The organism is Dactylosporangium sp. CA-052675 (genome assembly GCF_050947935.1).
GTDB lineage: Bacteria > Actinomycetota > Actinomycetes > Mycobacteriales > Micromonosporaceae > Dactylosporangium.
Genome location: NZ_CP192010.1, coordinates 9110097 through 9122553 on the forward strand (window position 1 = coordinate 9110097; position 12457 = coordinate 9122553).

Consider the following 12457-nt stretch of genomic DNA (forward strand, 5'->3'; position numbering starts at 1 on the left):
GCAGTTTTCCGGGCCCGGCGCGGTGCCTGGCTGGCACCGCGCCGGCGCTCCGGTCTTACTCCCCACCGTGCCCGGTACCCCCGCCCGCGGGGCGCAACCGCGGGCGGGCCCTCGCCACCGGGCCCGGCGAAGCAGACTCAGCCTCGAATGCCCAGCAGATGCTCCATGGCCAGCTGGTCGAGGCGCTCGAACGCCATGCCGCGCGCGGCGACGGCGTCGATGTCGATCTCCTCGGCGCGCAGCTGCGCCAGGGACTCCCCCGGCAGCAGCGTCGGCACCGTCAGCTCGTCGACCCGGGCGGCGGCCAGGGCGGCCGACACCTCGGGGTCGTCGCGGAACGCGCGAACCTTCTCGCGCAGGATCAGGTAGTTGCGCATGCACGCCGCCGCGGTGCCCCAGACGCCGTCGACGTCCTCGGTGCGCGGGGGCTTGTAGTCGAAGTGGCGCGGGCCGGCGTAGGCGGTCGGGTAGCCGGAGGAGTTCTCGAGCACGTCGACGGTCCAGAACGCGCCGCGCAGGTTGCCGGCCCCGAAGCGCAGGTCCTGGTCGAAGCGGGGCCCGTGCTGGCCGTTGAGGTCGATGTGGAACAGCTTGCCGTGCCAGAGCGCCTGGGCGATACCGTGGGCGAAGTTCAGCCCGGCCATCTCCTCGTGGCCGACCTCGGGGTTGAGCCCGACCCGCGACGGCTCGTCGAGCGTCGAGATCAGCGCGAGCGCGTGGCCGATCGTCGGCAACAGGATGTCGCCGCGCGGCTCGTTCGGCTTGGGCTCGATGGCCAGGCGGATGTCGTACCCGCGCTCGCGGATGTAGGCGCAGATGGCGTTGATGGCCTCGCGGTAGCGGTCCAGGGCGGCCCGCATCTGCTTGCCCGCCCCGGACTCGGCGCCCTCGCGGCCGCCCCACAGCACGTAGGTGGGCGCGCCCAGCTCGGCCGCGAGATCGATGTTACGCAGGACCTTCTGCAGCGCGTAGCGCCGCACGGCGCGGTCGTTGGCGGTGAACGCGCCGTCCTTGAAGATCGGGTGGCCGAACAGGTTCGTGGTCGCCATGGACACGACGAGCCCGGTGGCGTCGAGGGCCTCGCGGAAGCGCGCCACGACCTTGTCCCGCGCGGCCTCGTCGCTGCCGAACGGGATCAGGTCGTCGTCGTGGAAGCTGACGCCGTACGCCCCCAGCTCCGCCAGCCGGTGCACGGTCTCGACAGGGTCGAGCGCCGGGCGCGACGCCGAGCCGAAGACGTCCTGGGCCTGCCAGCCCACGGTCCACAGCCCGAACGAGAACCGGTCGGCCGGCGTGGGAGCGTACGGATCGCTCATGACGCCACACTCACCCACGAGGAGTCGGAGCGGGCCACCGCGTCGAGCACCAGCTGCACCTGCAGCGCGTCCTCGAAGGACGGCGTCGGGTCGGCGCCGGTCGCGATCGCCTCGATGAAGTCGCGCATCTCGTGGGTGAACGAGTGCTCGTACCCGATGATGTGCCCCGGCGGCCACCAGGCCCCCAGGTACGGGTGCTCGCCCTCGGTCACCAGGATGCGCGACCAGCCCTGCTCGGCCGCGGGCCGGGTGGCGTCGAAGAACTCGAGCTCGTTGAGGCGCTCCAGATCGAAGGCGAGGGAGCCGTACTCCCCGTTGACCTCGACCCGCAGCGCGTTCTTGCGCCCGGTGGCGAAACGGGTCGCCTCGTACGTCGCCACCGCTCCCCCGTCGAGCCGCGCGATGAACAGGGCGGCGTCGTCGACCGTCACCTCGCCCGTGGCGGTGCCCGCCGACGCCGAGAGCCCGCTCGCGGCCTCCGGCAGCGGCCGCTCCTTGATGAACGTCTCGGTCAGCCCGCTCACCCCCGTGATGCGCTGGCCGGTGACGAACTGGGTGAGGTCGATGATGTGCGCGCCGATGTCGCCGAGCGCGCCCGAGCCGGCCTTGTCCCGCTGCAGGCGCCACACCAGCGGGAAGCTCGGCTCCACGATCCAGTCCTGCAGGTACGCGGCGCGGACGTGGCGGATCGCGCCGAGCCGGCCGGCGGCGATCAGGTTGTGCATGAGGCTGACGGCGGGCACGCGGCGGTAGTTGAACCCGCACGCGGAGCGCACGCCCACGGCCCGGGCCTTGGCCGCCGCGGCCACCATCGCCCGGGCCTCCTCGACGGTGTTGGCCAGCGGCTTCTCGCACAGCACGTGCTTGCCCGCCTCGAGCGCGGCGATCGCGATCTCGGCGTGGCTGTCGCCCGGGGTACACACGTCGATGACGTCGATGTCGTCCCGGGCGATCAGCTCACGCCAGTCGGTCACCGCCTCGGCCCAGCCGAGCCTCTGCGCGGCCTCGGCCACGGCGGCCGCGTCACGCCCGCACACGGCGACCATGCTCGCCCGGGCCGGCAGGTCGAAGACCCGGTTCACCGTGCGCCAAGCCTGCGAGTGGGCGGCCCCCATGAAGGCGTAGCCGACCATGCCGACGCGCAGCTCCTGACTGGACACTGGCGGTTCCTCTCTCAAGAACGGTGGTTCAGGACTTGAAGCCGAGCGGCAGGTACTTGTCGACGTTGTCCTTGGTGATCGTCTCGGACTGCAGCACGATCATCTTCGGAACCTGCAGCTCGACCAGGTCGCCCATGCCCTTGCCCTGGGCCGCGAGCCGGGCCAGGATGATCGCCGACGAGGCCATCGACGGCGGGTACGTGACCGTCGCGGTGAGCACGGTGTCGCCGGACTTGATGTGGTCCATCGCGTCGCGGGAGCCCGCGCCGCCGACCAGGAAGAACTCCTTGCGCCCGGCCTGCTGGATCGCGGCGAGCACGCCGACGCCCTGGTCGTCGTCGTGGTTCCACACCGCGTCGAGCTTCGGCGCGGCCTGCAGCAGGTTCGCCGCGGCGGCCTGGCCGGTCTGCACCGTGAAGCCGGCCGCGACCCGGTGCTTGACGCTGAGGCCGTAGCCCTTGAGCGTGTCGGCGAAGCCCTTCGAGCGGTCCTTGGTCAGCTGCAGGTCGTCGATGCCGGGGATCTCGCCGATGACCGCGTCGGTCTTGCCCTTGAGCTTCTCGCCGATGTAGTGCCCGGCGGCCACGCCCATGCCGTAGTTGTCGCCCTTGATGAGGCAGAACGACGCGGCCGCGTCCGAGAACTCGCGGTCGAGGTTGATGACGATGATGCCCGCGTCCATGGCCTTCTTGCCGACCGTGGTGAGCTGGGCGCCGTCCTGGGGCAGCAGCACGATCGCGTCGGGCTTGCTGGCGATGAGGGTCTCCAGCGCGGCGATCTGCGCCGGGGCGTCCTTGCCGGCGTCGACCGCCTTCAGCGTGACGTCGGAGAACTTGGCCGCCTGGGCCTTGGCGTTGGCGGTGATGGCGCCGATCCAGCCGTGGTCGGCCGCCGGGGCGGAGAAGCCGATGGTGACGGGCTTGCCGGGGGCCTCGCTGGCGGCGTTGCCCGCCTTGGTGTTGGTCTGCGGCTCGCTGTCCTTCGTGTCGTTCGAGGTGCAGCCGGCCAGCAGCGCACCGGCGCCGAGGGCGGCCCCGCCGAGCAGGAGCCGGCGGCGGGACATGTCGCTCATCGCGACCTCCAATGTTGGGGGTGTTTGTGGGTGTGGTGATCAGCGCCACCGTCCCGGCGTGGACGGTCGCGTGGTGATGTGCGGCGTTGGTTACTTCGCGGCGGTGCGCTTCAGGAACGGGAAGGACCCGACCCGGAACTGCTGGACGAGCACGGCGACGACGATGATGCCGCCGTTGATGACGCGCTGGATGTCCAGCGGCAGACCGTTGACGATGAACAGGTTCGTGATCTGGCTGAAGATCAGCACGCCGAGCAGCGAGCCGACGATCGTGCCGCGGCCGCCGGTGAGCAGGGTGCCGCCGATGATCGCGGCGGCGATCGCGCTGAGCTCGTAGCCCTCGCCGTTGGTGTTGCTGCCGGACCAGGTCTGGGAGACCACCATGATGGCGGCGACGCCGCAGCACAGGCCCGACAGGACGTACAGCAGCATGGTCTGCAGCCGCACGTTGATGCCGGCGAGGCGGGAGGCCTCGGGGTTGCCGCCGATGGCGACGGTCCGCCGGCCGAACGTGGTCCGGTTGAGCAGGACCCAGCCGAGCGCGGTCACGATCAGGAAGATGACGACGATGTACGGCACGCCGAGGATCTTGTCGCTGGCGAGCCCCCGGATGAACGGGTCGTTGGTGATCTGGGTGTGCGACTGGGAGATGTTCTGGGCCAGGCCGCGGGCGGAGACCATCATGGCCAGCGTCGCGATGAACGCCACCAGCCGGCCGTAGGCGATCAGGACCCCGTTGACCAGGCCGGCCAGGGTGCCCACGGCCAGCGCCGCGAAGACCATGACGGCCGGCCCGTAGCTCTGGGTGGCCACCGTCGTGCACCACACGCTGGCCAGCGCCAGGATCGCCCCGACGGACAGGTCGATCCCACCGGCGATGATCACGAAGGTCATGCCGACCGTGATCACGCCGATCGAGGAGGCCTGGCTGAGCACGACGACCTCGTTCTGCCACAGGCCGGACCCGCTCAGGAAGATGTCCGGCCGGGTGACCATGCCGATGATCAGCAGCAGGAGCAGCACGCCGATCAGGGCCAGGTTGCGCTTGGCGTGATCCGAGCCCTCGCGCTGCCAGAAGCCCTGGGGGGTCACGCGCGGCCGGTCGTGGACGTCCACCGGTGGTTCGATGGTGGTGCTCATGCCGACGCCTCCGCAAGCTCCGGCGACGGCCTGAGCCAACCCTGCGTTTCCTGTTTCACGGCCTCTCCGCTTCGCTCCGAACCGCTCATGCTGCGGTCCCTTCGGGGGTGTTGCTCGACAGGTCGGCGCCGTCGAGCAGCGATCCGGCCATGACCAGGTCGAGCACGGTGTCTTCGTCGAGCTCGCCGGCGGGCGCCTCGTGCACGAGCCGGCCCTCGCGCATGACGAGCACGCGGTCGGCGAGGCCGAGGACCTCGGGCACCTCGCTGGAGACGAGCAGCACGCCCACGCCCTCGTCGGCGAGGCGGCGGATGACCTGGTAGAGCTCGGCGCGGGCGCCCACGTCGACGCCGCGGGTCGGCTCGTCGAGCAGCAGCAGCCGGGTGCCGCCGAGCAGCCAGCGCCCGACGACGACCTTCTGCTGGTTGCCGCCGGACAGCGTGCGCACCGGGCGGCGCACGTCCGCCGGGCGCAGGTCCAGGCTGCGGGTGACGTCCTCGGCGGCGGTGCGCTCGCGGCCGGCGTCGGTGAAGCCGACCTTGGCGAAGCGGGCGAACCCGGCCAGGGTGACGTTGCGGTAGATCGGCTCGCCCAGCAGCAGCGCCTGGCTCTTGCGCTCCTCCGGCGCCATGCCGATGCCGGCCCGCACGGCGGCGCCGACGTCGCCCCGGCGCACCTTCTTGCCAAGCATTTCCACGGTACCGGCGGTGGGCCGCCGAGCCCCGTAGATGGACTCGAGCACCTCGGAGCGGCCCGAGCCGACGAGCCCGGTGATGCCCACGATCTCGCCGCTGTGCACGTCGAGGGTCACGTCAGCGAAGCGGCCCGGCAGGGTGAGGTCGCGCACCCGCAGGATCGGCGCGTCGGTGAACGTGCGCGCCGCGGGGCGCTCCGGGAAGACGTACTCGATGGTGCGCCCGGTCATCCGGCTCACCAGCTCGCGGTTCGGCGTGCTCTTGGCGTCGAGGTTCGCGGCGGTGGTGCGCCCGTCCTTGAGCACCGTGACCCGGTCGCCGATCTCGCGGATCTCGTCGAGGCGGTGGGAGATGTAGATGACCGCGATGCCCTGGGCGGTGAGCCCGCGCACGATGCGGAAGAGGTTCTCGACCTCGTCGTGGGCGAGCACGGCGCTCGGCTCGTCCATGATGAGCAGCCGCGCCTCGCGCGACAGCGCCCGGCCCATGCTCACGATCTGCTTCGCGGCGGCGGGCAGCTTGCCGACCTCGCGGGCGGCCGGGATCTCCGGATGCCCGAGCCGCTCCAGGATCGCGGCCGCGCCGCGGCGCATCGACCGCCGGGCCACGAAGCCGCCGGTGCTGGGCTCGTGGCCGAGGTACATGTTCTCGGCCACGCTGAGCCCGTCGACCAGGTCGAGCTCCTGGTAGATGGTGGCGATGCCGGCCTTCATGGCGGCCTGCGGATTGCCGAACGACACGGGCTCGCCCTGCCAGCGGATCTCGCCGGAGTCCGGGGCGTGCACGCCGGCGAGGACCTTGATGAGGGTCGACTTGCCGGCGCCGTTCTGGCCGAGCAGGCAGTGGACCTCGCCCGCCCGTACCTCCAGCTGGACCCCGTCGAGCGCACGCACGCCGGGGAAGGTCTTCACCACGTCGGTGAGGCGGAGGACTTCGTCGTGTAGGGGTGCCGGTTGGTGTCCCGGTGGATCTGTCATGATGGCCGTCCATACGCGAGTTCGCTGGCCAGCACCGCGGCGCCGACGACGCCGGCACGGGGGCCGAGCTCGGACAGGACGACCGGCAGGTTGCCGGTCGCGAGGGGCAGTGAGCGCCGGTAGACGACGCTGCGGATCTCGGCGAGCAGGATGTGCCCGAGCCCGGCCAGGCCGCCGCCGATCACGATCATCGACGGGTTGATGAAGCTGACCAGGCCGGCGAGCACCCCGCCGACGCGCCGTCCGCCGTCGCGGATCAGCCGGATGCAGCTCACGTCGCCCTCGGCCGCGCCGTCGGCGACGTCCTTGGCGGTGACCGAGCCGTTGGCCTCGAGGCGGTCCGCGAGCGCCGGCGACGCACCGCTGCGCGCCGCCGCCAGGGCGTCCCGCGCGAGCGCGCCGCCGCCGAAGAGCGCCTCCAGGCAGCCGACGTTGCCGCACGAGCACACCGGCCCGTGGCTGTCGACCTGGATGTGGCCGATGTCGCCGGCGCACCCGTCGGTGCCCCGGTATACCTCGCCGTTGAGGTAGATGCCGCACCCGATGCCCGTGCCGACCTTGAGGAACAGCAGGTTGTCGACCGAGTGCGCGACGCCGCCGTAGCGCTCGCCGATGCTCATGATGTTGACGTCGTTGTCGACGACGACCGGGCAGTTGTGCTCGCGCCCGAGCACCTCCCGCACCGGGAACCGGTCCCACCCGGGCATGATCGGCGGCGAGACGGGCACCCCGTCGCGGAAGCTGACCGGCCCGGGCACCCCGATCCCGATGGCGTGGAGGCGCTCGAACGCCCCCTCCGCCCTGAACTTGTGCAGGATCTCGTTGACGCGCTGCAGGATGACCTTGGGGCCCGAGCGGATGTCCGCCGGCTCCCCGTACGCGGCGATCGGCTCCAGCCGCCCGTCGGTGATCTCGACGTCGATCGAGCTCGCCCCGAGGTCGACCGCGGCGAAGCGCAGCCCGGGGTTGAGCTCGACGAGCGTCGAGCGCCGGCCGCCCCGGCTCGCCGCCGGCCCGGCCTCGCGGATGAGCCCGGTGGCGACGAGCGCGTCGAGGTCGGCCAGCAGGCGCGGGCGCGGCACCTCGAGCCGGTCCGCCAGTTCGGCCCGCGAGAGCGCCCCGGTGTCCCGCAGCAGCCTGAGCAGGCGTGACTGGACCGGGTTGTCGATGGCGCTGACCATGTTCATTGGGGGCACCTCCTCGTCGGGTCGCAGTCCTCTTCAGTGCACCGCGACATGCGGCTACACCACCACACCGGCAGACCACGGTTGATTGCCGACCCGTGTGGCCCGCGTTACACCCGTGTTGCGACAGGACTCTAGGCGCCTCCAGGACCCCCCGTCTAGACCTTCTGACGCTCGTTACCAAACTTTTGCTGATTCCAACGGAAGTTCGCCCGACTTCGAAAATAAGCGCATTTCCGCAGCTCGCGAGGCTTACGCGAAGCCCGTGACCGCCGGCGAATATCCCCGCAAATGGGACGGGACAATGGCCCACACCAGGAGGTCGGCCACGTTGCGTCCGCGCTCCCGCACCCACCGGCGCGCGGCTCGGGGCCGCCGGATCGTCAGGTCAGCAGCAGCCGGCCGAGGCGCCGGCTCGCCAGCCACAGGCCGGCCCCGGCCAGCACCGCCAGGTAGGCCGCGTGCCCCACCATCGCCCACGACCACACCCCGAGGCACGGCCCGCGCACCAGCTCCACCCCGTGGTACAGCGGCGTGGCCTGCACCAGCAGGCGCGCCACGAGCGGGTAGTCCGACGGCGGCGCGAACACCCCGCTGAACAGGAACAGCGCGAACTGCCCCACGTTCACGTAGTCGAAGTCCTGCCACGAGCGCAGGAACGTCGACAGCGCCATCCCCAGCCCGCCGAAGGCGAACCCGACGAGCAGCGCCGCGGGGAACGCCGCGACCGCCCGGACCGGCGAGGTCAGGCCGAGGGCCACCATCACCGCGAGGAACGCGGCCGAGTAGAACGCGCCCCGCGCCATGGCCCACAGCAGCTCGCCCGAGGCCAGCTGCAGCGGCGTCACCGGCGTGGCCAGCGTCGCGTCGTACAGCTTCATGAACTTCAGCTTCCCGTAGAAGTTCATCACCGTCTCGGCCATCGCGCCCGTCATCGCCGAGGCGGCCAGCGTCGCCGGCGCCACGAACCCGGCATACGACACCAGCCGCCCGTCCCCGAGCGGCACGTCGCCGATGAGCCGCCCGACGCCCACCCCGATCGAGAACAGGTACAGCATCGGCTCCGCGATCCCCGACACGAGCACGAGCCAGTAGGTCACGTGCCGCGCCGCCGACACATTGCGCAGCATCACCGAGAGCGCCCCCGCGAGCAGCATCGCCTCAGTCCTCCAGCCGCCGGGTGAACCCGCGCACCGCGAGGGCGTAGCCGGCCCCGGCGTAGGCGGCCAGGACCCCCAGGTGCGCCCACACGCCCCACGCCGTCGCGGTGCCCAGCGTCGCGGCGCGGCAGAGCTCGACGCCGTGCCACAGCGGCGACGCGTAGGCCAGGACGCGGGCCGGCGCCGGCAGCCCGCCGACCGGGAAGAAGACCCCGGCGAAGAGCGTCATCGGCACGACCACGAGCCGGAACAGCATCGCCAAGTAGTTGTCGCTGGCCACCACCGAGGCGAACGCGAACGACGGCGCCGCGAACGCGAGCCCGGTCAGGATCGCGGGCCCGAGCGTCGCCGGCGCCCACCACGAGTGCAGGGCGCCGAACGGCAGCAGCACCAGCAGGAAGGCGACGGCCGCGACCCCGACGCGCAGGCACACGTAGAGCAGGTGGCCCCGCAGGACGGCGGCGGACGTCACCGGCGAGGCGCGCATCGCGTGGTAGGTGCGGATCCAGTTGAACATCGAGAACACGGGCCAGGTCGAGTCGTTCACCGCGACCTGCAGCGCCGTCGAGGCGAGCAGCCCCGGCCCGATCCAGTCGAGGTAGGGCGCGCCGAGCCCGGACGGCCGCGCGTCGACGTATCCGCCGACCGTCACCCCCATGGCGACGAGGAACATCGCCGGGAGCGCGAACGAGCTCAGCACCGAGCTGCGCCAGATGCGCCGATAGCACACCAGGTGGTATTCGAGGACCGCGAGCGTCCCCATCACTCGACCAGCGTCCGGCCGGTGAGGTGCAGGAACACGTCCTCGAGGGAGCCGCGGCGCACCAGCGTGCTCGACGGGGCCAGCCCCCGCGCGGCGATCTCGGCCAGCGCCGCGTCGCCGTCCTGCACGTAGACGAGCGTGCGGTCCGGCAGCACCTCGACCCGCTCGCCGATCCCGTCGAGCTTGTCGCCCTGGGCCGCGTCGGCCGGGCTTTCGAGGCCGAAGCGGACCTCGACGACCTCGCGGGTCGAGTGCCGCGCGATGAGCTGCCGCGGCGAGCCCTCGGCCACGATCCGCCCGCCGTCCATCACCACGAGCCGGTCGCACAGCTGCTCGGCCTCGTCCATGTAGTGCGTGGTGAGCACCAGCGTCACGCCCCGCTGCTTGAGCCGGAACAGCCGCTCCCACACCAGGTGCCGGGCCTGCGGGTCGAGCCCGGTCGTCGGCTCGTCGAGCAGCACCAGGTCGGGCTCGTTGATCAGCGCCCGGGCGATCGTCAGCCGCCGCTTCATGCCACCGGACAGCGGCTCGACCCGGTCGCCGGCCCGGTCGCCGAGCTGCACGAAGTCGAGCAGCTCCCGGGCCCGCTCGCGCGCGACGCGCCGCGGGATGCGGAAGTAGCGCGCGTAGACCACCAGGTTCTCCAGCACGGTGAGCTCGGGGTCGAGCGTGTCCTGCTGCGGGCACACCCCGAGCCGCGCCCGGATCGCCGGCCCGTCGCGCGCCGCGTCCAGGCCCAGGATGCGCAGCCGCCCGCCGGTGGGCCGCGACACGCAGCCGATCATGCGCATGGTGGAGGACTTGCCGGCCCCGTTGGGCCCCAGGAACCCGAACGCCTCGCCGGGCGCCACCCGGACGTCGATCCCATCGACCGCCGTGAAATTGCCGAACCGTTTGACCAGCCCGCTCGCCGCGATCAATGCCCCGTCGTCCACCACGACCCGACCATAGCGGCGGGGTACGACATTTTCGCGGCGATTACGATGCCCCTCGTGCGATGGCTCGGGCTCGCGGCCTCAACCCTGCTGGCGCTCAGCGGACACCTGGCGGGCCGGCCCGGGACCCACGACGCCGCCTGGGTGACGGGCGTGTGCGTCTGGTTCGTGGCGCTGGGCATCCTCGCCTACGCCTGGTGGAACCTGCGCGGCGAGCCCGGGAGCCTGCTCGTGACGGCCGCGCTGTGGAGCCTGCCGCTGCTCGCCGCCCCGCCCATGGGCGCCCTGGACGTGTACGCGTACGCCTGCCAGGGCCAGCTCTTCGACGCCGGCATCAACCTCTACGAGCACGGCCCGTCGGCGCTGCCCTGCACGTGGCTGTCGGACGTCCCGCCGTTGTGGCGCGACACCCCGACGCCCTACGGCCCGCTGTGGTTCGCCGTCTCCGGCGCCGTGGCCTGGGCCGCACACGGGAACCTGCTCGTCGCCGTCGGGCTGTTCCGCCTGGTCGCGATCCTCGGGCTCGTGCTGTGCGTGGCGGCCGCGCACCGGTTCACGGACGGCAACGCGGCGCTCGCGGCCAGCCCGCTGGTGCTGGTACACGTGATATCCGGCGTGCACAACGACATCCTCGTGGCCGGGTTCGTGCTCGCCGGCTTCGCCCTGGCGGCCCGCGGCCGGCCGGCGCTCGGCGGCGTCGCGTTCGGGCTGGCCGCCGCGGTCAAGGTGACCGGGCTGGTGGCGGCGCCGTTCGCCGTACTGCTGCTGCTGTCCCTTCGGAAGCGAACGACATTTGTGGCCGCGACGGTCGCGACCTACGCTGTCCTTGCCGCAGTCACCGGCCACGGCCTGGGCTTCCTTCGCGCGCTGGGAGCCACGGCGGGGCTGGTGCAGTGGCTGTCGATCCCGAGTGGCGTCGGGATGGCAGCCGGATACGTCCTGCGGGTCGCGGGCCTGCCGGGCGCGTTCGGCACCTCCGTCGCCATCGCCCGCGCGATCGGCCTGGTGGTCCTCGCCGCCCTGCTGCTCTGGCTGTGGCTGCGGGCCGTGCGCCGATCGACCGACCACGACGCCGTCCTGACCCTGGCCGGCCTCGCACTGCTCGTCACGGCGGTGCTCGGACCGGTGTTCTACGCCTGGTACGCGCTGACGGGCATCGCCGTGCTCGCCGCGACGCAGCTCACCGGCCGGCTGCGCACCGGCGTGCACGTGGCCGTCGTCGCCCTGCCGTTCCTGACCCTGCCCGACAGCCTCGGCCTGGCCACGAAGACGAAGGTCCCGGGCGCGTTCCTCGACGTGGCCCTGGTCGTCACGCTCGCCGTGCGCCTGGTCCGCCGCCGCTCACGCGACCACGCCTGACTTCGCCCGCGCCCCTCGACGCCGCCTTGGTCGTGACGCTCGCCGCGCGCCTCGTCCGCCGCCGATCACCCGACCACGCCGATCACCCGACCACGCCGACGCCTGACTTCGCCCACGCCACCAGCTCCGCCGTGTGCTCGGCCACCCCGGGCGCGGCCGCGTCGACGCCCTCGTCGTACCGCACCGTCCACCGCAGCCCGTTGACGCCCGGCACCCGCCGCCCCACGACGCGCACCCCGCCCTTCACCCCGGTGATCTCCTCGAGCGGATGGTGCGACGTGTGCGCGATCGACTTGTTGACCCGCACCCGCACCTGCTCCGGCACCCGATCGGGATCGAGCAGCGTGACGACGATCGGCGGCCGGTCCTCCATCACCGCGTACGCGTCGTCCCCGACCGGCACCTCCCGAGCCGCGATCACGGAGAGTTGCCGCCCCGACCACGTCGCCTTGTGGATCTCGTGCCACCCGAGCGGCTCGCCGGCCCCCGGCAGCCACACCCCGTGATTGGTCACCACCACGACGTCATCGCCGGTGGCCCCCGCCCACGCGACGACCCGCTCGTCCGCCCCGAGGCTCGGCCGGCGCCCGGCCGGCAGCTTCCGCCGCTTGAACACGCCAAACACGGCTAATACTCCCACTTCCGAAGGTCATGGCTCAGGTCCGCGGGGGTCCGGACCGTTGCTCCCGTCAGACA

Annotated in this window: 11 protein-coding genes; 1 reads left to right on the top strand and 10 read right to left on the bottom strand. The window is 72.2% G+C overall.

The window, feature by feature from the left end:
• Positions 1–137 precede the first annotated feature (137 nt).
• The 9 genes from xylA to ACQP1P_RS40865 all read right to left on the bottom strand — a co-directional run bounded on the left by xylA (position 138) and on the right by ACQP1P_RS40865 (position 10405).
• Entirely contained in the window at positions 138–1316 is a 1179-nt protein-coding gene (gene xylA, locus ACQP1P_RS40825) for a xylose isomerase (protein WP_433079671.1), read from the bottom strand.
• Positions 1313–2449 carry a Gfo/Idh/MocA family protein gene (locus tag ACQP1P_RS40830; protein ID WP_433090322.1) on the bottom strand — a complete coding sequence of 379 codons (1137 nt, stop codon included), beginning with the start codon at positions 2447–2449 and terminating at the stop codon, positions 1313–1315. Before ACQP1P_RS40830 ends, xylA begins: the two co-directional genes overlap by 4 nt.
• Before the next feature lie 55 nt (positions 2450–2504).
• Positions 2505–3548: a substrate-binding domain-containing protein gene (locus ACQP1P_RS40835; protein ID WP_433079673.1), complete on the bottom strand. Its 1044-nt coding sequence runs from the start codon at positions 3546–3548 to the stop codon at positions 2505–2507.
• 90 nt (positions 3549–3638) lie between these two features.
• Complete coding sequence (locus tag ACQP1P_RS40840) at positions 3639–4688, bottom strand: ABC transporter permease (RefSeq protein ID WP_433079675.1); 1050 nt, start codon at positions 4686–4688, stop codon at positions 3639–3641.
• 85 nt (positions 4689–4773) lie between these two features.
• Complete coding sequence (locus ACQP1P_RS40845; protein WP_433079677.1) at positions 4774–6360, bottom strand: sugar ABC transporter ATP-binding protein; 1587 nt, start codon at positions 6358–6360, stop codon at positions 4774–4776.
• Entirely contained in the window at positions 6357–7541 is a 1185-nt protein-coding gene (locus ACQP1P_RS40850; RefSeq protein ID WP_433090324.1) for an ROK family transcriptional regulator, read from the bottom strand. Before ACQP1P_RS40850 ends, ACQP1P_RS40845 begins: the two co-directional genes overlap by 4 nt.
• 386 nt (positions 7542–7927) lie before the next feature.
• Positions 7928–8701 (bottom strand): ABC transporter permease, encoded by a 774-nt coding sequence (locus ACQP1P_RS40855; protein WP_433079679.1) that lies wholly within the window; start codon positions 8699–8701, stop codon positions 7928–7930.
• Between the two features lie 4 nt (positions 8702–8705).
• A complete protein-coding gene (locus ACQP1P_RS40860; protein WP_433090326.1) occupies positions 8706–9467 on the bottom strand; it encodes an ABC transporter permease in 762 nt (253 codons plus the stop codon).
• A complete protein-coding gene (locus tag ACQP1P_RS40865) occupies positions 9467–10405 on the bottom strand; it encodes an ABC transporter ATP-binding protein (RefSeq protein WP_433079681.1) in 939 nt (312 codons plus the stop codon). The genes ACQP1P_RS40860 and ACQP1P_RS40865 overlap by 1 nt, the downstream gene beginning before the upstream one ends.
• 54 nt (positions 10406–10459) lie before the next feature.
• Here ACQP1P_RS40865 and mptB point away from each other — a divergent pair, with 54 nt between their 5' ends.
• Positions 10460–11761 (top strand): polyprenol phosphomannose-dependent alpha 1,6 mannosyltransferase MptB, encoded by a 1302-nt coding sequence (mptB, locus tag ACQP1P_RS40870; protein WP_433079683.1) that lies wholly within the window; start codon positions 10460–10462, stop codon positions 11759–11761.
• An 82-nt stretch (positions 11762–11843) separates the two neighbouring features.
• Here the strand turns inward: mptB and ACQP1P_RS40875 are convergent, their stop codons facing one another.
• Entirely contained in the window at positions 11844–12386 is a 543-nt protein-coding gene (locus ACQP1P_RS40875; protein ID WP_433079685.1) for a hypothetical protein, read from the bottom strand.
• Positions 12387–12457 lie beyond the last annotated feature (71 nt).